The following is a 19,515-nucleotide window of genomic DNA, read 5'->3' on the forward strand; positions in this document are numbered from 1 at the left end:
GCGCTGCGGGCGGCGAGGCTCCTGACTTCATCGGCGACGACGGCAAAGCCGCGGCCCAATTCCCCGGCGCGTGCCGCCTCGATTGCTGCGTTCAAGGCCAGCAGGTTGGTCTGGGCGGCGATGTTGTCGATGGTGGTGATGATGGCGGTGATGTCTTTGCCCGAATTGTCGATTTCCGCCATGGCGGCGATCAATTCGCTCATCAGCTTGTCACTTTCCCCGGCGTCGGCGCGTGAGGCCTGGGATTGTTCGTCGGCCTTTTTCGCATTGGCGGCGTTGTCGGAGGTCTGCGCGGCCATCTGCGTCATGACGGCACTGATTTCAGTGATGGACGATGCCGAATTGGACGCGCCGTCGGACAACGACTGGCTCAACTCGGTGACTTGTGCGGAGCTGCCGGTGATTTGCGTGGCGCTGGCCTGTACCTGGGAAATCAAGGTGTTCAGGTTGCCGACCATTTTCTCCAGGGACTTGCCCAACGTGTCGTTGGGGGAGGACAAGCGCACCTCCAGGTCCAGATCGCCTTCGGAGATACGTTCAGCCACACGGACCTGACGCTGCAGACTTTCAGACATCTCGTTCAAGGCCAAGGACAACTGGCCGACTTCATCTTCGGATTTTTGCACCAGGCGACGTGAGAAATCCCCCAGGCTGATGTTGGCAGCCAAGGCGGCGGCTTCACGAATCGGCCCGACGATTTTTGCGGTAGCGAACCACAGCGCCAGCAATGCCAGCAATGAGATGCCCAGGCCGACCGAGATCTGCCAGATACTGCTGCTGACGCCACGCGATTGCAGTTCCTTCTCCAGGGTAATGGCCTGGCTCATGACCACCGCCTTGGGCAGATGGATCAAGATGGCCCAGGGTTTTCCGGTGCGACCCAGGGTGATCGGCATCTGTACTTCGATTTCCTGGGAGTCCTGGTTCAGGCGGCTGTCGCCCTGGCCTTTCTGCACATTGGCCAGCACCCTATCCCAGGTGTCGGGTAGCAATGCCTTCAATGGCTGGCCGATCAGTTCTGGCCGTTTACTGTCGGCCACCACCAGCCCCTGATTGCTCAGGATCGACACCGAGCCTTTGCCGTCATAGAGGTCGGCGGACATTTGCTCGCTGAGTTTCTGGATAAACGAAATGTCGAAGTCCGCACCGACCACGCCGTAAAACTTGCCATTGGCGGTGATCGGTACCGAAAGCGTGGTCAGCCACACATTTTTGCCTTGCACCACGTAGGGGATGGGGTCGAGCACGCTTTCTTTCTGGGTATCCCGGGGGCCGCTGTACCAGCCGCCCTTGAGCACGCCATTGGGGTGGCGGGCATCGGAGTCGTACTCGACCAGCGGTTGCACCGCGACATGGCCGTCCGAGCTGCGCGTCCAATAGGGCGTGAAGCGGCCGGTCAACGGGTTGTTGCCGCCCTCGTTGTTACGAAACGCTTGGTCCTGGCCGTCCAGCGCATCCGGCTCCCAGCACGAATACGTGCCGTTGAACTCGGGGTTGTCCTTGAGCACGCTGAGCAACATCGTATTGATCTGGTCGCGGCCCAGCGCCAGCGGGCTTTGCGCACTTTTACTCGCACCCAGCGTATTGGCCAGCGTGCGTGCCGAGTCCAAGGCATTTTGCAGTTTCGCCTTGATGGCGTTGGCACGGGACTCCGCCAGGTTTTGCACTTCGCGGATGGTGCCGCTTTCAATCAATGCTGAAACTTCAGTGCCCACGTAGGCTTGATTGGCGGTTGAGGAGTACAACCCATATGACACCAAACTCGCGCAAGAGATTAATAGGCAGAGTCCGGCGGTGAAGCAAATTCGAGTCTGTAATGAGTTGAATTTCATGATATTTCCTGCCCACGCTAGTAGTTGCCGAAATAATTGGATGTCGGCATTCCAGTTTTTTGTTTACAAGGCTTACTGCTTGATCATGGGCTGCTTAAGCATATAAATGCGGTACAGCTGGGTAGTCGCTTAGTTCTGTTCTGACGCCTCATCGTCGAGCCATAAACGTTCGGTATTTTTAAAGCCATAGCGCTGTGCCGGCACGCGCGCAATGATGCGATCGGTTTGTTCGGGATCACTCAGGTCGACTATTCTTGGGGTGATATAGATATTTAACACCGGCAAGAAGAATAACTTTATTTTTGGCGTCAATAATGAGTCGGGATGTTGTTCGATCACCACGCCGATACTGCCACTTTTCAATTGAACGATAGACCCGACTGGATAAATGCCCACGGACTTCAAAAACGCACGGAACACCTCATCATCGAAATGCCCGTCCCATGTCGACATTTGCTGAATCGCGACGGCGGGGTCCCAGCCTCGGTTGTAGGATCGGTCCGAGGTGATTGCGTCATAGACATCGCAAACGGCGGCCATTCGCGCAAAAAGACTGATCTGGTCGCCCACCAACTGATGGGGGTAGCCGCTGCCGTCGACCCGTTCATGGTGGTGCAGGCAGACATCCACGACCATGTCGCACAGCTGCGAGGTCGCCTGCAGGATTTTCTCGCCTTCCAGCGGGTGGGTGCGGACCAGCTCAAATTCGTCACTGCTCAAGCGTCCAGGCTTGTTGAGGATGGCGCTCGGTATGGCCATTTTACCGACGTCATGCAGCAGGCCGGCCATTCCCACCCGGCGAATCAACGCAGCAGGCAGGTCCAGCTGGTTGCCCAGGGCAACCATCAGTGCGCACACGGCGACCGAATGCATATAGGTGTAATCGTCGAGGCTTTTCAGGCGTGCCAGGCTGATAAAAGCGTTGGGATGACGTGCGATCGAAGAGGAAATGTCGTCTATCAGCGCGCCGATATGTTCCAGCTCCAGGGCGCGGCCCATGCGGGCATGGCTGAACATCTCGACCACGGCGGTCTTGGCGCGGGCGCAGATTTCCTGGGCGGCGACCAACTCGTCGTTCATGCAGGTGGGGGCGATCGCAGCCGCTGCGGGCGCGGGGGCCGGGTCTGATAATTGGGGCGTCTCGGCCAGCTGCGCGCCACAGCCCATGGCGCACCGGATGTCCGCTTGCGCGTCACCCGCGCAGTCCTTCCAGAATGGCCTGGCTTCGTTGTCTGACACCAGATGATAGAGCTCACTACATTTCGACATGATCTGCCCTCTGTTGATTTTTTCTTATTTGCTTCCTTACAGCCTCCTTGGCTTGAGTCTTGTAGTAATAGAACTTCAGTTCGGATTGACGGCTTTGATACGTGAGATGACACGGCCGGCCAGGTCATCGGGGCGGAACTTGGCCAGGAAATCATCGGCGCCGACTTTCTTGACCATGGCCTGGTTGAAGCCCCCCGAGAGCGAGGTGTGCAGCACAATGTGCAGGTTGGCCATGCGCGGGTCGTTACGGATCTCGGCGGTCAAGGTGTAGCCGTCCATCTCCGGCATCTCGATGTCGGAGATCATCATCAGAAACTCCTCATCTGGCTTGCGCCCTTCGTCGAGCATGGCGCGCAGGTAGTCAAGTGCTTGCCGGCCATCGTTCAAGGCCACCACCTCGACGCCCACGGTTTCCAGGCAGCGGGTCACCTGTTTGCGCGCGACCATCGAGTCGTCCACGGTCAACACACGCAGGTGTCGGGCTTGTTGGTTGACGTCGTGATCGATCACGCCGCTGGATATTTCTTCGGACGATGGCGATATTTCTGTCAGCACCTTTTCAACATCGATGATCTCGACCAAACGATCGTCCGTGCGGGTGACGGCCGTCAGGTAATTGTTCTCACCACTGCCCTTGGGCGGCGGATGAATGTCTTCCCAGTTCAAGTTGACGATGTGCTCGACTGCGTAGACGAGGAAGCCCTGAACGCGATTGTTGTACTCCGTAAGTATGATAAAAGCGCTTTCCTGATCTTCGACGCCGGGCAGTCCCGTTGCCATGGCAAGGTCAAGAATAGGGATGCAGACACCTCGGATATTGGCCACGCCACAAATATTGCTATTAGACTTTGGTATCGAAGATAGCTTCGGGCAGCGAATAACTTCCCGAACTTTAAATACGTTGATCCCGTACAGTTGGTGGTTATTGAAACGGAAAAGCAACAGTTCGAGCCTGTTCTGCCCAACCAGTTGTGTGCGGCTGTTAACGGATGCCAATACTCCGGTCATACACACTCCCTGAGCCTGGTTAAACAGCGTTAGTGTCGTAATGACATTAGCATATGCAACGGAATGTAAAATATATGTGAAAAAATATACTGGGCGGATTTATGGTTAAAACGATATGAGAGCAGATGAGTGTCTATCCGCACGGATACTTTAAATAGTTAGTTGGCTAACTTGCTATTTCTTATTGTTGAGAATTATTTAGATCGAAGTCTTTTAGACTGCCTGCGAAGTCCGGCAATTCATGTCGTTCGAGGAGCAGGGGAGGCTAAACAGTCTAATCTCCGGCCGAGCCTCCCTCCACGCCGATAGGGCTGTCGCGCAATGTCCAGGCTTTGCCCGTCAAGTTGAACGAGCGCTCCAGTGCCTCATGTCGGCGCACTGACACACAATGTTCGGGCGGCCCATGGCATCGCTGAGGTCTTCCTTGTGTCCTCTGGGATTAGCGTGATTTCGCCGCGATGCCGAACGCGTAGATCTTGTCGACGATTTGGCGTGAAGCCGTCCTGATCGCCGTTGCGCTATTGCCCGCGATATGCGGCGTCAGTTGCGCATTGGGAATGCCTGCCAGCGGTGAGTTGAAGCGGTCCTTTTCCTGGGCAAAGGTATCGATGGCGACCGCTTTGATATGCCCGGGAAAACGCGTCATGAAAGCTGCCAACTGGTCCTCGTCGACGATGCCACCGCGAGCGGTATTGATCAGGATCGAGCCCTGGCGCATCTGGCTGAACGCCGTCGTGTCGAACAGGCCTCGCGTGAGCGGCGTGAGCGGTGTATGGATCGAGACGACGTCGGCTTCGCCGAGCAACTGCGTGAGGGTTGGTCTTCGATCAAGCCCAAGGTCTTGTGCGACCTGACCTGTAAACCGTTCCGAACCGGTAGCGATGACCTTGATGCCGAGTGCTCGAGCCTTGCGAGCGACCTGTTGCGCGATGTCGCCAGTGCCCACCAGCCCCAGCGTCAACTCGGAGAACTCCTGGACGGGAGGCAGGCTGCCCTTGGACCAATGACCTTTGTGGGTTTCGGCGTTGTAGTGGCCGAGGTCCCTGGATAAAAACAACGCTTGGGCCACCACGTATTCCGCGACGGCTGGGGCGTTGGCGCCTGGTGTGTTCAGTATCGTCACGCCAGCGTGCCCGGCTGCTTGCCGGTCGATGTGGTTAAGCCCTACGCCTGCCTGGGCGATGGCGCGCAGCGGTGTTGCCAGGCAGGCGGCGGCGTTGATCAGTTCGCCATCGAGGGGGATGTTCAAGCGCGTCTTGAACACGCTGTAGCCTCCGGCCTGGGTCAGCGCAGCGATGAAGGCGGGCTTGTCGTGGCAATTGATCTGGGCATATTGAATGCGCTCGCCGTAGTGGTTCCTGATGCTGTCCTTATCGGTGAAGTAGTGAAGGTTCAGGGTGACGGCCAGCCCGAGTTCAAGGAATCGGTCGACTTCCTCACATAGCAGCGGCGGGCCAGGGGCGTCCAGTATCAGGGTGGTGAATGCCATGCGCGTGGTCCTTTTGGAAGAGTGCCTGAGTCCCTCGACGGCATCATCAAAGAGGACAGGCTTGGCCTGGACGTGATCTATCTCCAGGCCAAGCGCTCCTGTTTCACCAGATCGGCCAGGTGCAGGTCAAACCAGTCCAGGCCAAGTGCGCGCCAGGGGCCGTTGATTTTCGGGATGTAGCAGAAGTTACAGTTCACGTTGCAGCCAATCGTGGAGAATATCTGCGCCCACGCGCCATGCTTGCGTACTCGCGCACCTGAGGAGTGATAAGGCTGCAGGTAATGGTTCATGTTCAGAAAGCTGAAGTGCGGCAAGGGCATCACTCCGAGCCTCTCCTCGAGGTCCTGCCGCTTGGGGATGATGCTCAGGTAGCTGGATTTCTGGGTGGGCCGGATCAGTTGCGCTCGGCTGTCGCGGTACGCCACCCCAGGTACGGCATTGATGTCTGTCCCTTCGTGAGTCAAGGCATCGAGCAGCAGCGTAAAGGCCCGGTCAGCTTCGTTGATCAGCGCGAAGTCGAAGGCCGAATCCAGCAGTGCATTCTTCCAGTCACCACTGGAGTGAGCGCCGCCAGTGACCAGCACCAGATTGGGGTCGAGGGTTTTTACCAGCTCGGCCAACGCCCGTGCATTGCCCCATTGCACGGTGTAGTTGCACTGGATCCCGACAATATCGGGCTGCGCGGTTTCGATGATCTCGCGTATCTGCGTATCGGTCAGGCCGTAGCGGATCAGATGCCCTTGGTCGACCTTGACCAGGCTGTGCTCCTGGGACCAACCGGCAAAGGGCGAATCGACAATCTGCACGTAATAACCGGCACGCCGGGCTACCGTGGCGATGCGCAACAGGCCGATAGGCGTACCGGCACGCTTCATCACTTCGAACGTATCAATGCCGATGCGGGCGAATGCGCTGTCGTGTGACGTGGGTTCGATCAGGCGTGTGTAGGGCGGCACAAACAGCAGCACACGAGGCGCCTCACCATTGGCGCGACGGCGGATGCCGGTTCGGCTGTTCAGCAACGATGGCTTTCCCAGATGACTGAGTAAGGGCCGCGTAGGTGCGACCGAAAAACTCGGCCCGTCGCTCTCGATCCTCATGGTTCCCTGCGAAGCTATCAAGTTCATTTCCCTGTCTCCTTACCCGTCGAAATCACCGTGAGGTCGTGCGTGAGCGTGAAGTGGCGATGACCGCCCCCGCAATGATCAACACGGCGGGAATCATCAGGATCGGCTTGGCATCGCTTTGCCCCACGGCAATCAGCAGCAGCGTGGAGAACAGCGGCGCCAGGTAAGACAAGGCGCCCAGCATCGATAGATTTCCGTGCTTGGTCGCGTGGTCCCAGGCGAAAAAAGCCAGGCCTACCGGGCCCAGCCCCAGGGCAATGATTGCCGCCCACTGGCCCGGTTCAGGCTGCACCGTGGTTTCGAACGCCAGGTGGCAGAGCCCTCCGGCCACTGCCACCAGCCCGCAAATACCCCCGACGATGCTGCTCGGAACATGGCTGAAACGCCGGTTGAACACCGAATAAATCGCCCAGACCCAGGCACACGCAAAGGCTGCGGCGTAACCGATAACCGGCATCGCCACACTGTCACTCTGGGCCCGCAGTTGCATGATGAAGGCCGTCCCCGCAAGGCCGAGCAACGCGCCCAGCAACTGGCGCTTGCGCAGCGGCTCGCCGGTGGCAAAGCTCGACAGCAGAACGATCAGCAGTGGCCACAGGTAGGCAATCAGGCTGGCTTCAGCCGCAGGCGCGGCCTTCAGGGCGAAGAAATACAACGCGTGATAGACGAAGATGCCGGCAAACCCCGTTGCCCATACAGGCCAGGGCTGGCGCCAGCTGCTGAACCCGGCAGCGCCACGCATCCCCAGCATGCACAGGCTGGCCACGAATGCGACCGCGAAGCTCGAAGCCAGCAACTGAAAGGCCGGGATCCCGGCGGTCAAGGTGGTCAGAAGCGCCAGGCACGCCCACAAAAACACGGCAATCACCCCGATCAGCGTCGCACTGGCGGCGCCCTTGGCAAGGGTGATGGATGGGTTGGAAGTGCTCATGCAAGCCCCGTCTGCGGATTATCCTCAAGCGGGAACAATAGAAAGGTCGAGAGAGCGAGTATTGATCAGTCCCGCCAAAGAATTGTTCGGGACTGCTATTTTTCAGTGGTCTGGCACTTGTTTACGCACAACGGCCGGTGTCAGGTGGCGGGCTTTCTTCAGGGCATGGGTTAACGCACTCTGGTCGGCGTAACCGGTGCGATGCGCAATATCAATGATCGACAAGGACGTTTGGCGCAGCAGATCAATGGCCAGACTCAGGCGCAAGTTCGCGATATGCGAGAACGGGGTTGTGTTCAGGTGCTGCCCGAATAGGGCATACAAGCGCCGCTCGCTGGTGCCCGCATAACGCGCAATATCATGCACCGTCAGGGCGGTGGCCAGGTGCTGCTCGATGTAGGCCAGCGCGCGAGCGAGAATGAACTGGCCAGGGTCGCTGCGCGCAACCTCGGGCTGCAATAAAGAACACAACAGCAACCGACTCCAGGACTCGGCCATCGCGAGCGAGCCGACCAACTGTGGCCCGTTGCTGCTGGCGTAATCGAGCAAATGCCGTATATCGGGCCTGACCGCAAAAAAGCGTTTGTCGTTGAGGGGGTCAAGTGACGCAGAAGTGCTTTTATGCGCTTCGCCACGGTCGGTCGATACATCCAACACCAGAAAATTGTTATGGGTGTTGGCCAGAAACGTATGCCGGGAACCCGCGCAAATCACGACGCCTTGGCTCGCGTCGACTTTGCCACCTCGTCCGTCGACCTCAATTTCCATTGAGCCGGACTGAGAAAGGACTATTTGATGAAAGTCATGTTCGTGCAGCTCAACCTCACCTGAATAAGAGCGCAACGCCAGGGAAAACGATTGGGGGTCGGTAGCGCTCATCCGTGACTCTCCTTGTGTCGAGGCATTTATCCTACGTCACCGATACGCACGAGGACCAGTCCGTTGCCTGCGGTGATTGCCGCCGGTTACTTATCATTGAATTCAAATTCGCGATTGGCGATCAACATCGCTGAAGAACCTAAGGAAGCTCTGAAAAAGACTTCTTGATTTGGCGAAGTCACTGAACACTAATCGCCGAGTCTTTCGGTGATGACGCAGATGACTTTCGTCGACATCGAGTATGTCGGCAAGCGCAAGCAGACCCGCAAAGAATTGTTCCTGACCGAGATGATCAAGTGCTGCCCTGGAAGAGCTTGATCGTGCTGATCGAACCGCACTATCCAAAAGGCAAAGGTGGTCGTCCGGCCTTAGCGTTTATGGCGGTGCTGCACGTACACATGATGCAAAATTGGTCCGGTTACAGCGATCCGGCGATGGAAGAGGCACTGTAAGAAACGACCGTCCTGCGCCAGATCGCGGGGGTGAGTCTGGAGCGTATCCCGGACGAAACCGCCACCCTTAACTACCGTCTTTTGCTGGTGAAGCACGAACTAACTGCCGGAATCCTTGCTGTGATCAATGGCTAGCTGGGCGACCCTTGATGGCATTGGCCTTGGTGACCTTGGGCATTTACGGTCCTCTTCTGGGTATCACGCCGGTGGGTATCTTGCTGGTGATCTGGGTGTCGCCATTTTCGCTTTGTTTACTGGCCTGCAGACCTGGGTCTTGAGGATTGCCGGTGATCACACGATACCGGCCACGGCAATCCATACAGCTGTACTGAATAGCGCGATCGGGTTGTGTGTGATTATCGGCGGAGGAGCACTGAATGTGGCCGGGTTTGAGGGGCGATGCTATCGGCCCGCGTGGTTATTGCCCCTGCCATCGTCCTGATGATTGCCGCAGGAGTTCCCCTGTACAGAGGCTTGGCATGAGTAGCGCAGGCAAGCAGATGACTTGGCGACAGTCGCCAAGTCTATCGGCATCCAGTAATCCCTTAGCATATCGGGACGACATTGCGGTCCCTAGTTTGATTGATGGCAGATGCCGACAGGCTTCCAGTAGCTGCTCGCTGGATATGCTCACTCCACCTGGCCATCATCGGGCGCCGGCGTTCGATGTAATCCGCCCTGTTGTAGGCGCTACGAACTTCGTCCTTGTCGACATGCGCCAGCGCGACCTCGATCAGTTCCGGATCCCAGCCATGCTCATTCAGGATGGTGCTCTCCATCGAGCGCAAGCCGTGGCTGACTAAACGGTCCTGAAAGCCCATGCGCTTCAACGCCATGTTGGCGCTCTGGCTATTGGCATGGGTGCGGGGATTTCTATCTGAAGGGAACACGTACTCTCTGTTACCACTGAGTTGCTTGAGCGTCTCCAGTAACGAAAGTGCCTGATCGGTCAGGGGGATTGTGTGCGGTCGACGCTTTTTCATGCGCTCTGGCGGAATGGTCCAAATGCGCTTGTCGAAGTCGATATCTGCCCATCGTGTGGTGGCTGCTTCGGCAGGGCGGGTCATCGTATGCAACTGCCATTCGATCAGGCAGCGGGTCGTGCGTTTGATGCTGGCATTCGCGATTTCCATCATGAGCTCGGGAAGCTCCTCAGGTGGTAGCGCAGCCATGTTTTCTTTCTTGGGTTTCTTGAATACCGCCCGAATTCCATTGCGGGGGTTCGCAAATATCAGCCCGGAGTTGACCCCATAGGTCATGATCTCGTTGAGTCGTTGACTCAATCGTTTCACGGTTTCGACGCTCCCTTTGGCCTCGATTGGGCGAAGGATCTTGATAACCATCAGAGCAGTGATTTGAGAGAGCGGCGTTGTTTTCATGCTTGGGAACACATGGAGCGTCAGCGATCTCCAAATGTCTTCGGCGTAGGCTTTGGTTACGGAGTCTTTCTTCAGCTCGAACCAGGCGGTGGCCACCTTCTCGAAAGTGTGTTCAGTCTCAGCAAGTTTGGCTTGCCTTACCTCATCACGCTGGGTTTTAGGATCAATGCCCATAGCGAGCAGCGCACGCGCCTCTGCGGCTTTCTTTCGGGCGTTGGCTAGCGAGAGGTCGGGGTATGGACCAAGCGCCATATTGATACGGCTTCTGGTCAGGGGCTCGCGGTAATTGAAATTCCCCATCATTGAGCCGCTCGCGCGGACTCGAAGCTGTACGCCATCGCCGTCGCTGAGGACGAAATCTTTGCCAGTTGCCTTCACTGCTTTCAGTTGGCGATCGGAGAGGCGGGGTGCGTTAGTAGGCATGGGGCTACCTCCAGCACCGTTTTGGTATCCTGAAAATAGTATTTGATAGTCCGGGATACCAAAGCGGCTGGAACTCAGAAACTCTCCAAAGCTCCCATAAGCGCTGAAACCCCTGTATTCACTGGATTTCAGGCACAAAAAAAGACGTCCGTGGACGTCTTTAGATGATGAAGTGGTGGAGCCGGGGGGATTTGAACCCCCGTCCGCCAGTACTCCGCTGTCGGTACTACATGCGTAGCCGTGTCTATTAAGTTAACCCTCAGCGACCCGACGGGCAGGGTGCTTTGGGCGAGTTGTGTAAGTTTTAGCCGCTTCGTCCACAACGTACTGCACGGCGATTCTGTTCTATATGACAATCATTTTGGGTTTACAGACATCCCCTGATGATTGCTGGACCCGAAGGTACCAGGAGGGAAGGGCTAAGGCTGCTTACGCAGCGAGAGCGTATTCCCCGTAGGTTTCGTCATTGGCAACTATAGAAAGTTGCAACAGTGGATTTACGAGTTCTGTTACCAACTCGGCATGCACCTAAAGTTTCGCGACCGGCGTCGAATCCTAAACGGCCCCGTGCTTGTAACTCGTTGTTTCTTAGTGAGTGACAAGCCTATGCAGTGTACGTCAAACGGTCACAGAAGGCCAACCCGAAGGTTGGCCTTGAACGTCGGGACGTTACTGATTGCCGCCTTTGTCACCGTTCTGTAGGTCTTGCAGGGCTTTGGACGTGATCTCTATGCACTTCTTGTCATCGCCTGCCGCGTGGGCGGCCTGCGCTTGAGACACGGCGGTATCGATTTCGCCGCGTTTGCCACTGGTGTCGGTGGCGAGCAGCGCTTTGCCGTTGTTGATTTTGTCGAGATTAATCTGACACAGCTGGTCGGTTTTTCCGGCTGCAAACACCGGTGACGCCAGCATCGCGGCGGTAACGAACAAGCCAGCAAGAGCGGAATGCTTCATAGGGGTATCTCCTTGCGAAAAAGGGCTCGACGCTGCTGGCGTTCACGTGCTGCCAGCGACATCACTGATGAGCCTCGATCGCCGAGGCCTATGCAGATGACTGCGCCGGTGCGCAGGGGTTCTGTTTTTTGCGGGTTTTAATGTGCCCTCGGCTGGGTCACGCGGTCCACGAGGTACACCAACCCGTGGTAATCGATGCCGCCATGCTGGCTCAGGCCGATCTCGCAGGTGCGGCTGGTGGAGATGCCTTCGCTGCAATATTGCACGGCGTCCTTGAGCGAGCGCAGGGAGTGGGCGTTGAGCTCCGGTGTGGTAAAGCCTTTGTCGCCGGCAAAGCCGCAGCAATGAATGCCTTCCGGAATCACCACGTTTTTGGAGCAGCGGCGGGCCAGGTCGATCAATGCCTGGCTTTCCCCAAGGTGCTGGGTGCTGCAGGTGACGTGTACGGCGATCGGTGCCTCCTGCGGCGTGAAGTCGAGGCGGTCCATCAGGTGCGTGCGGATAAACCGAACCGGGTCGTAGAGGTCCAGGCGTGTTTCGCCCAGGTCTTGCACCAGGCGCAGGGTGCAGGGGCTGGTGTCGCAGTAGATCGGGTCGAGGCCGCCACGGCTGGCGTGGAGCAAGGCGCCGATCAGTTCCTGGCGCTTGTGTTCGGCCTGTTCGGCGTAGCCCTTGGAGGCAAAGGGCTGGCCGCAGCACAGGTTGTCCTGGTTGTCGGGGAAGACGACTTGGTAGCCGGCTTTTTCCAGCAGGCCACGGGTTTTGTCGTACAGCGACATCTGCTCTTTATCGCCAGCCGCCGGCCCCATGGCGCGTGAGACGCACGCCGCGAGGTAGACCACGCGTGGTCGCTCATCGGTCACCGCCGGGCTGAAGCGAATGGCTTTTTCCGGCTGCGGCATAGCGTTGGTCCATTGTGGGATTTGTCCCTTGGACAGCTTGGTCACTGTGGCCGACAACTTAGCCAGGCGCGGCGCGCCCAACAGCATGCGTGCACCGTTGGCGACGTGCAGGGTAAAGCGTGCGCCTTGCAGCGCAGTGGCGAAGTGGGTGGCAAGCCATTCGGCGGTTTTCGTATGGTCGGCGTCGCGGGCCCGGAGTTTTTTCACCAGGTCGCCGGTGTTAATTCCCACAGGGCAGCGCTGGGCACATAGCCCGGTGGCGGCGCAGGTGTCGATGCCCTGGTAGCGGTAGGCCGTTTCCAGTTCAGTCGTGTCGATGCCGGCGCGTTTTTTCGCCTGGATATCGCGCCAGATCACGATGCGCTGGCGCGGGCTCAAGGTCAGGCCTTTCGACGGGCACACCGGCTCGCAGAACCCGCACTCGATGCACTTATCCACAAGCTCGTCGGCGGCGGGCAGCGGCTTGAGGTGTTTAAGGTGGATCTGCGGGTCTTCGCTGAGCACCACGTCCGGGTTGAGAATACCGTTGGGGTCGAGCAGGCGTTTGAGTTGCCACATCAGTTGGTAGGCGTCGCTGCCCCATTCCAGCTCGACGAACGGCGCCATGTTGCGGCCGGTGCCATGTTCGGCTTTCAGCGAGCCGCCAAACTCCACCGCCACCAGTTGCGCGACGTCGTCCATGAACGCTTGGTAGCGTGCGACTTCTTCGCTGCTGTTGAAGCCTTGGGTGAACACAAAGTGCAGATTGCCTTCCAGGGCGTGTCCGAAAAGGATGGCTTCGTCGTAGTGATGTTTGTCGAACAGCTCGATCAAGCGGTTAACGCCGATGGCCAGTTGTTCGACCGGGAAGGTTACGTCTTCGATGATCACCGTGGTGCCGGTTTTGCGCACGGCGCCGACGGCGGGGAAGGTATCTTTGCGGATCGCCCACAGGCGGGCGTTTTCCACGGGGTCTTCGGTGAAGTCGACCTGTTTTTCCACCGGAAACGCCGCCAGGGACGCCATGATCAGCGCCAGTTGCTCGTGGAGCAAAGAGGGCGATGCGGCGCGGGATTCGATCAGCAGCGCGCAGGCATTTTCCGATAGATGTTGTACGAAGGCCGGCATGCCGGGCTTGTCCTGCACCGAACGCATGCTGCGTCGGTCGAGCAGCTCAACGGCTGAGACCGGTTGGGTTTTCAGGACGGTTACCGCATTGCAGCAGGTCTCGACATCGGGGAATACGATCAGCGCCGAGGCTTTGTTCGGGTGGTCGATGACGGTGTCGTAGGTCACGGCACTGATAAAACCCAGGGTGCCTTCGGAGCCCACCAGCAGGTGGCTGAGAATATCCAGCGGCTCATCGAAATCCACCAGGGCGTTGAGTGACAGGCCGGTGGTATTTTTCAGGCGGTATTTGTGGCGGATTTTGGCGGCCAGTTCAGCGTTTGCCCGCGTCTCTTGGCCGAGTGTGGCCAAGCGCTCAAGCAGCGTGCTGTGCTGCTGACGAAATGCCGCGACGCTGGCGGCATCTTCGGTGTCCAGGCGGCTGCCGTCGGCCAGTACCAGGCGAATCCCAGCGAGGGTGTGGTAGGTGTTTTGCGCCGTACCGCAGCACATTCCGCTGGCATTGTTGGCGACGATGCCGCCGATTTTGCAGGCGTTGATCGACGCCGGATCCGGCCCGATCTTGCGCCCGAAGGGGGCCAGCCAGGCGTTGGCCTGGGCGCCGATCACGCCGGGTTGCAGGCGGATCTGCGTGCCTTGCCCGCGAATTTCGCGGCCGTTCCAGTTGTCCCCCAGTACGATCAGCACTGAATCGCTGATGGCCTGCCCGGACAAGCTGGTGCCCGCTGCGCGGAAGGTCACCGGAACATGATCGCGCTGGGCCAGTTGCAGCAGCGCCACGACTTCGTCTTCCGACTCGACGCGGATCACCAACTGTGGGATCAGTCGGTAAAAACTGGCGTCTGTGCCAAATGCCAAGGTGGAAAGTGGGTCGTCGAAGCGACGACTTTTCGGGATCAGCAATGTGACGTCAGCAAGGAAAGCGGCAGGCAGACTCATTGGTCCTCCAGGATCAGCACCACCAGGTCCTTCGGACCGTGGGCGCCATAAGCCAGAACTTGTTCGATGTCAGCCGTCTTCGACGGGCCGGACACCAGCAGGGCATTGGTGGGCATGCCTTGGGCCCAGGCGAATTGCTGCTGGACCTGATAAAAGTTGTCGTAAATCTCACTGGCCTTGAGCAGTGCAAAATGTACCGGTGGCACCAGGCTCATCAGGCGCGGTTCTTCCCGCGTGGGCCACAGAATCAGGCTACCGGTGGCGGCGATGGCGCCGAGGGTAGTGGTCAGGCTGGCCGGCGTGTCATTAAACAGCTCGGCTTTCCATTCTTCCACTGGGCGGTCATAGGCTTTGAGCCGTGGCAATTGCGGGTTGTTCGACCAGTGTTCGGTGATGCGCCGACCGTGCTCGGTTGTCGGCGCGATGAGCAGGCTGGGCAGTTCGCGCTTTTGCAGCAGTTGCGCGAGCAAGGCCGGCCATTCGGCGCTGCGGGTCAGGTGGATCTCGGTATGCACCGCTTCCATCAGCTTGCGCAATTGTGCGATGCGCTGCTCTGGCGGATAGGTGTAGATCTGTGTGACCAGAGTCTCATCGAAGTTGTCGGGCACCGGTGTTGTGCCCGTCAGGCTGTGGCGCAATTTGCCGAGGATATTTTGCTTGGCGCTCATCAACGCGCTCCCTGTTTGGCCAAATGCTCGCGTGCCAGGTCATGCAGCGAACGGGCGGCGGGTTTAGGCGCGCTATGGTTTTGCGTCCATGGTCCGACATTGCTCGGTACGAGGGCACGCAGGCGCGTGGCGGCGAATGTGAACACGCGGTATAGCATCGGTGAGCTGTGGAGCTTGGCCCAGGCGTTCCAGATAAACCGCTCCTGGCGCGAATACTTGCTGCCTTGGCCGCGCATCACGGGGTGTGGGCTATCCGGCGCTTTTAAGTTCTCTTCCCGCAGACGGCGCAGCAAGGCCGGGATCGGGATTTTTACCGGGCACACTTCTCCACAAGCGCCGCACAACGAAGACGCACTGGGGTGGTCCGGCACTTTCGCCAGGCCGACCATATGCGGCGTGATGATTTTTCCGATAGGGCCGGGGTACACCTCACCGTAGGCATGGCCGCCGATTCGGGTATACACCGGGCAATGATTCATACAGGCGCCACAGCGAATGCAGTTGAGCGTCTGGCGCAATTCACTGTCGGCAAACGCCTGGCTGCGCCCATTGTCCAGCAATACCAGGTGGACTTCTTCTGGGCCGTCGAGCTCATCGGGCTTGCGCGGGCCGGAGATCATATTGACGTAGGTGGTGATCGGCTGACCGAGCGCGGAGCGGGTCAGCAGCGACAGCAACGGCACTACGTCACGCAGGTTTTCCACGACCTTCTCGATGCCGGTCACGGCGATATGCACCGGTGGCACCGTGGTCGACATACGCCCGTTACCTTCGTTTTCCACCAGCAGCAGCGTGCCGGTTTCGGCTACGGCGAAGTTGACACCGGAGACGCCGATATCTGCTTCGAAGAACTTTTCCCGCAGCACACGGCGACCAATCTGAATCAACTGGTCGACATCCTTGGTGTACTCCACACCTAGTTTTTCGTGGAACAGCGACGCGACCTGGCTGGCGTTCTTGTGGATCGCCGGCATGATGATGTGGGATGGCTTCTCGTGGTCGAGTTGAACAATAAACTCACCCATGTCCGACTCAAGGCATTCGATGCCTTGGGTGGCGAGTACGTGGTTCATCTCCATCTCTTCGCTGACCATGGATTTGCCTTTGATCACCTGCGTGGCTTCACGCTGGCGGATGATCGACAAGACGATCGCATTGGCCTCTTCAACCGTTTCGGCCCAATGCACGGTAACGCCGTTACGGGTCAGGTTGGCTTCCAGTTGTTCGAGCAGGTCGGGCAGCTTCGACAGGGCACGGGCACGCACCGCGTTGCCGAGGGCGCGCAGGTGTTCGCGTTCGTGGGCGTCGCTGAAAGACGCCGCCCGTTTGCTCATTAGGGAATCCATCGCGTTGCGAAAGTTGTTTCGCAGTTGCGCGTCGCCCAGCGCCTGGTGGGCGCGGGTGCGGAAGTCTTCCGACACATCGACGGTCGGAATCAGCGCGGCGGCGTTCATCGCTCACCCCCGGTGCGTTGCCAGAGAAAGCTGGCCAGGTGTTGGCCGCGTAAGGCGGCTTGCTGTTTCTCCAGGGCGCCATTGATGTTCATCAGGCAACCGCAATCAGCGCTCAGCACTTGATGGGCGCCGGATTCCTGCAAGGCTCGGGTCTTGTCGGCCACCATTGCGCCGGAAATGTCCGGCATACGCACGCTGAACGTTCCACCAAAGCCACAGCATTCGCTTTCGTGGCTGTGGTCGACGCGTTCGACATTGCGCAGTTGGGCCAGCAATTCGCGGCCGTGGAGGTGGGTATTCATTTCCCTGCGCGCGGAGCATGAAGTGTGCAGGGCGACTTTGACCGGCGCCCCGCTGTCGTTGAGTTGCACCTTGCACACGAACAACAGGAACTCCGCCAACTCATAAGTACGGGCCGCGAGGGCCTGCACTTGTTTGAGGGTGTCGGGTTCGTCCTTGAAAAGGTCGGCGTAGTGCTCGCGTAACATGCCGGCACAGGAACCGGACGGCACCACCACTGGGTAGTCGCCGGCGAACAACGCCAGTTGCGCGCGCGCCACTTGTCGGGCCTGGTCGGTATAACCCGAGGTGTAGGCCGGTTGCCCGCAGCAGCTTTGCCCTTGGGGATAGTCCACGCAGATCCCTTCGCGTTCCAGCAGGTGGATCGCGTCCATGCCGGCTTCGGGATAGAACAGGTCCACCACGCAGGTGCCGAACAGGTAGACCTTCTGCGGTTTTTCGTGGGGGTATTCACGTGGCGGGGCCAGGGGCGGCGCGACACGGGTGGCATTCGGCACGGCGTTGTAAAAAAGCTCGCTCATCAGGCGCGTTCTCCGGGTAGTCCCGGTTGTCCGTCCGTCAGGGCCGCAGCGTGTTCAGCGGCCCGGCAGATGGGTTGTGGAAAGCTGACGCCGAAATCGCTGTTCGGCGTCGGTTATTGCTTGATTGTCTGTGGTCTCAATGCACCAGCATGCCGGTGAACCAGTAGGCCTGGGCCAGCGTGATCAGCCCGACGATGGTGGCGAAAAACAGGCTGTGCTTGAGGGTGAAGCGGAACAGGTCGGATTCCTTGCCGACCAGGCCGGTCGCGGCGCAGGCCACGGCGATCGATTGCGGCGAAATCATCTTGCCGGTCACGCCGCCGCTGGTGTTCGCCGCTACCAGCAAGACGTCGTTGACACCGATCTGGTGGGCGGTGGTGGCTTGCAGCGAGCTGAACAGGGCGTTGGACGAGGTGTCGGAGCCTGTCAGGAAAACCCCCAGCCAGCCGAGGAACGGCGAGAAAAACGGGAAGGCTGCACCGGTGCCGGCCAGGACCAACGCCATGGTCGAGGACATGCCCGAGTAGTTGGTGACGAAGGCGAAGGCCAGCACCATGCCGATGGACAGGATCGGCCAGCGCAGTTCGTAGAAGGTCTCTTTCAAAGTGGTAAGACCAGTTTTGATGTCGATCTTCAATACCAGCATCGAGATCAGCGCGGAAAAGAAGATCGCGGTGCCGGTTGCTGAAATCGGGTCCAGTTTGAATATGGCGGGGATGGCCGTCGGATTGGTCACGATAGGCGCAACCTTGACCACCATTTGGTCCAGGTGCGGGATCGCGAAGTTGAACACCCAGCTGTACATCGAGCCGCCAGCGGCGAACATCGCCTTGAATGGCTTGAGGGTCCAGATGGTCACCAGCACGGTCAGGATCAGGAACGGCGACCAGGCCTTGAAGATTCGCCCCAGGCTGTAGGGCGAAGCGACAGTGCTGCGTGGGAGGCCGAAGCCGCCGGCGCTGGCGGTGACCGTTGCGCTGGAGGTTGCGCCAGCAATCTGTGCGCCGGCGGTGCGCTTGGGTTGCCAGACTTTCAGGAACAGGGTCAAGGAAACCAGGCTGGCCAGGGCCGAGGTGATGTCCGGCAGTTCCGGGCCGATGAAGTTGGACGTGAAGTATTGAGTGATGGCAAAGCTCAAGCCTGCCACCAAGGCGGCTGGCCAGGTTTCGCGCACGCCGCGCAGGCCGTCCATCATGAACACCAGCCAGAACGGAACGAACAGCGATAGCAGTGGCAATTGGCGACCGGTCATGGCGCCGATCTTGAACGCGTCGATGCCAGTCACTTGTCCGGCGACGATGATCGGAATCCCCAAGGCGCCGAAGGCGACGGGTGCGGTGTTGGCGATCAGGCACAGGCCGGCGGCGTACAGTGGGTTGAAGCCCAGGCCGACCAGCAGCGCGGCGGTAATCGCTACGGGAGCACCGAAGCCGGCGGCACCTTCCAGGAAGGCGCCGAAGCAGAAGCCGATCAGCAAGACCTGCAGGCGTTGGTCGTCGGTAATCGACAGCACCGAGCTGCGGATGATCTCGAACTGGCCGCTTTTGACCGTCAGTTTGTAGAGGAACACCGCTGCGACGATGATCCAGGCGATTGGCCACAGGCCGTAGGCAAAGCCGTAGCCGGCAGCGGCCAGTGCCATGTCCACCGGCATCTGGAAGGCAAAGATTGCCACCAGGATCGACAGCGCAAGCGTGATGCTGCCGGCGACGTGGCCTTTAAGGCGAAACACGGCCAGAGCCAGGAAGAAAAATACGATTGGAATAACGGCGGCCAGTGCGGACAGGCCGAGGCTGCCGAGTGGGCTGTAGAGCTGTTGCCAGGTTTGCATATGGGGTGGCCCCTAATTGTTGTTGGTCAGGCACATTTTAGTCGGCTTGG

The 19,515-nt window shown here is 58.9% G+C and carries 14 protein-coding genes, 1 other RNA gene and 1 pseudogene; 1 reads left to right on the forward strand and 15 read right to left on the reverse strand.

The genetic code is table 11. The features are described 5' to 3' along the window. The 7 genes from L9Z73_RS00700 to L9Z73_RS00730 all read right to left on the reverse strand — a co-directional run. On the reverse strand, positions 1 to 1,745 hold a 1,745-nt coding region (locus tag L9Z73_RS00700), incomplete at its 3' end, for a methyl-accepting chemotaxis protein (RefSeq protein ID WP_430624271.1). Between the two features lie 216 nt (positions 1,746 to 1,961). Further along, positions 1,962 to 3,101, reverse strand: a complete 1,140-nt coding sequence (locus L9Z73_RS00705; RefSeq protein ID WP_247395651.1) for an HD-GYP domain-containing protein — start codon at positions 3,099 to 3,101, stop codon at positions 1,962 to 1,964. A gap of 75 nt (positions 3,102 to 3,176) precedes the next feature. Then, positions 3,177 to 4,109, reverse strand: coding sequence for a chemotaxis protein CheV (locus L9Z73_RS00710; RefSeq protein WP_247395652.1), 933 nt, complete (start codon positions 4,107 to 4,109; stop codon positions 3,177 to 3,179). A 439-nt stretch (positions 4,110 to 4,548) separates the two neighbouring features. Next, positions 4,549 to 5,598: an NAD(P)-dependent oxidoreductase gene (locus tag L9Z73_RS00715; RefSeq protein WP_247395653.1), complete on the reverse strand. Its 1,050-nt coding sequence runs from the start codon at positions 5,596 to 5,598 to the stop codon at positions 4,549 to 4,551. Between the two features lie 77 nt (positions 5,599 to 5,675). Further along, positions 5,676 to 6,620: a B12-binding domain-containing radical SAM protein gene (locus tag L9Z73_RS00720; protein WP_247395654.1), complete on the reverse strand. Its 945-nt coding sequence runs from the start codon at positions 6,618 to 6,620 to the stop codon at positions 5,676 to 5,678. A 130-nt stretch (positions 6,621 to 6,750) separates the two neighbouring features. After that, entirely contained in the window at positions 6,751 to 7,656 is a 906-nt protein-coding gene (gene yddG / locus L9Z73_RS00725; protein WP_247395655.1) for an aromatic amino acid exporter YddG, read from the reverse strand. Between the two features lie 102 nt (positions 7,657 to 7,758). Next, entirely contained in the window at positions 7,759 to 8,535 is a 777-nt protein-coding gene (locus tag L9Z73_RS00730; RefSeq protein ID WP_247395656.1) for an AraC family transcriptional regulator, read from the reverse strand. A 210-nt stretch (positions 8,536 to 8,745) separates the two neighbouring features. On the opposite strand from L9Z73_RS00730, the pseudogene L9Z73_RS00735 reads away from it, so the two are divergent. Next, a pseudogene (locus tag L9Z73_RS00735) lies at positions 8,746 to 9,119 on the forward strand (transposase); the annotation flags it as partial. 413 nt (positions 9,120 to 9,532) lie between these two features. Here the strand turns inward: L9Z73_RS00735 and L9Z73_RS00740 are convergent. From L9Z73_RS00740 to L9Z73_RS00775, 8 genes are all read right to left on the reverse strand, one after another. Beyond that, positions 9,533 to 10,789 carry an integrase domain-containing protein gene (locus L9Z73_RS00740; RefSeq protein WP_247395658.1) on the reverse strand — a complete coding sequence of 419 codons (1,257 nt, stop codon included), beginning with the start codon at positions 10,787 to 10,789 and terminating at the stop codon, positions 9,533 to 9,535. 173 nt (positions 10,790 to 10,962) lie between these two features. Then, positions 10,963 to 11,356: a transfer-messenger RNA gene (gene ssrA / locus L9Z73_RS00745) on the reverse strand. Positions 11,357 to 11,458: 102 nt separating this feature from the next. Continuing rightward, entirely contained in the window at positions 11,459 to 11,743 is a 285-nt protein-coding gene (locus tag L9Z73_RS00750) for a hypothetical protein (RefSeq protein ID WP_247395660.1), read from the reverse strand. Positions 11,744 to 11,880: 137 nt separating this feature from the next. Beyond that, positions 11,881 to 14,691 carry an FAD-binding and (Fe-S)-binding domain-containing protein gene (locus L9Z73_RS00755; RefSeq protein WP_247395662.1) on the reverse strand — a complete coding sequence of 937 codons (2,811 nt, stop codon included), beginning with the start codon at positions 14,689 to 14,691 and terminating at the stop codon, positions 11,881 to 11,883. Further along, entirely contained in the window at positions 14,688 to 15,359 is a 672-nt protein-coding gene (locus L9Z73_RS00760) for a LutC/YkgG family protein (RefSeq protein ID WP_247395664.1), read from the reverse strand. The genes L9Z73_RS00755 and L9Z73_RS00760 overlap by 4 nt, the downstream gene beginning before the upstream one ends. Then, a complete protein-coding gene (locus tag L9Z73_RS00765; protein ID WP_247395665.1) occupies positions 15,359 to 16,813 on the reverse strand; it encodes a LutB/LldF family L-lactate oxidation iron-sulfur protein in 1,455 nt (484 codons plus the stop codon). The genes L9Z73_RS00760 and L9Z73_RS00765 overlap by 1 nt, the downstream gene beginning before the upstream one ends. Further along, positions 16,810 to 17,634: a (Fe-S)-binding protein gene (locus L9Z73_RS00770; RefSeq protein WP_247395666.1), complete on the reverse strand. Its 825-nt coding sequence runs from the start codon at positions 17,632 to 17,634 to the stop codon at positions 16,810 to 16,812. The genes L9Z73_RS00765 and L9Z73_RS00770 overlap by 4 nt, the downstream gene beginning before the upstream one ends. Before the next feature lie 136 nt (positions 17,635 to 17,770). Continuing rightward, a complete protein-coding gene (locus tag L9Z73_RS00775) occupies positions 17,771 to 19,465 on the reverse strand; it encodes a lactate permease LctP family transporter (protein WP_247395667.1) in 1,695 nt (564 codons plus the stop codon). Positions 19,466 to 19,515 lie beyond the last annotated feature (50 nt).

The sequence above is a fragment of the Pseudomonas emilianonis genome (assembly GCF_023072625.1).
In the GTDB taxonomy this organism is placed as follows: domain Bacteria; phylum Pseudomonadota; class Gammaproteobacteria; order Pseudomonadales; family Pseudomonadaceae; genus Aquipseudomonas; species Aquipseudomonas paraveronii.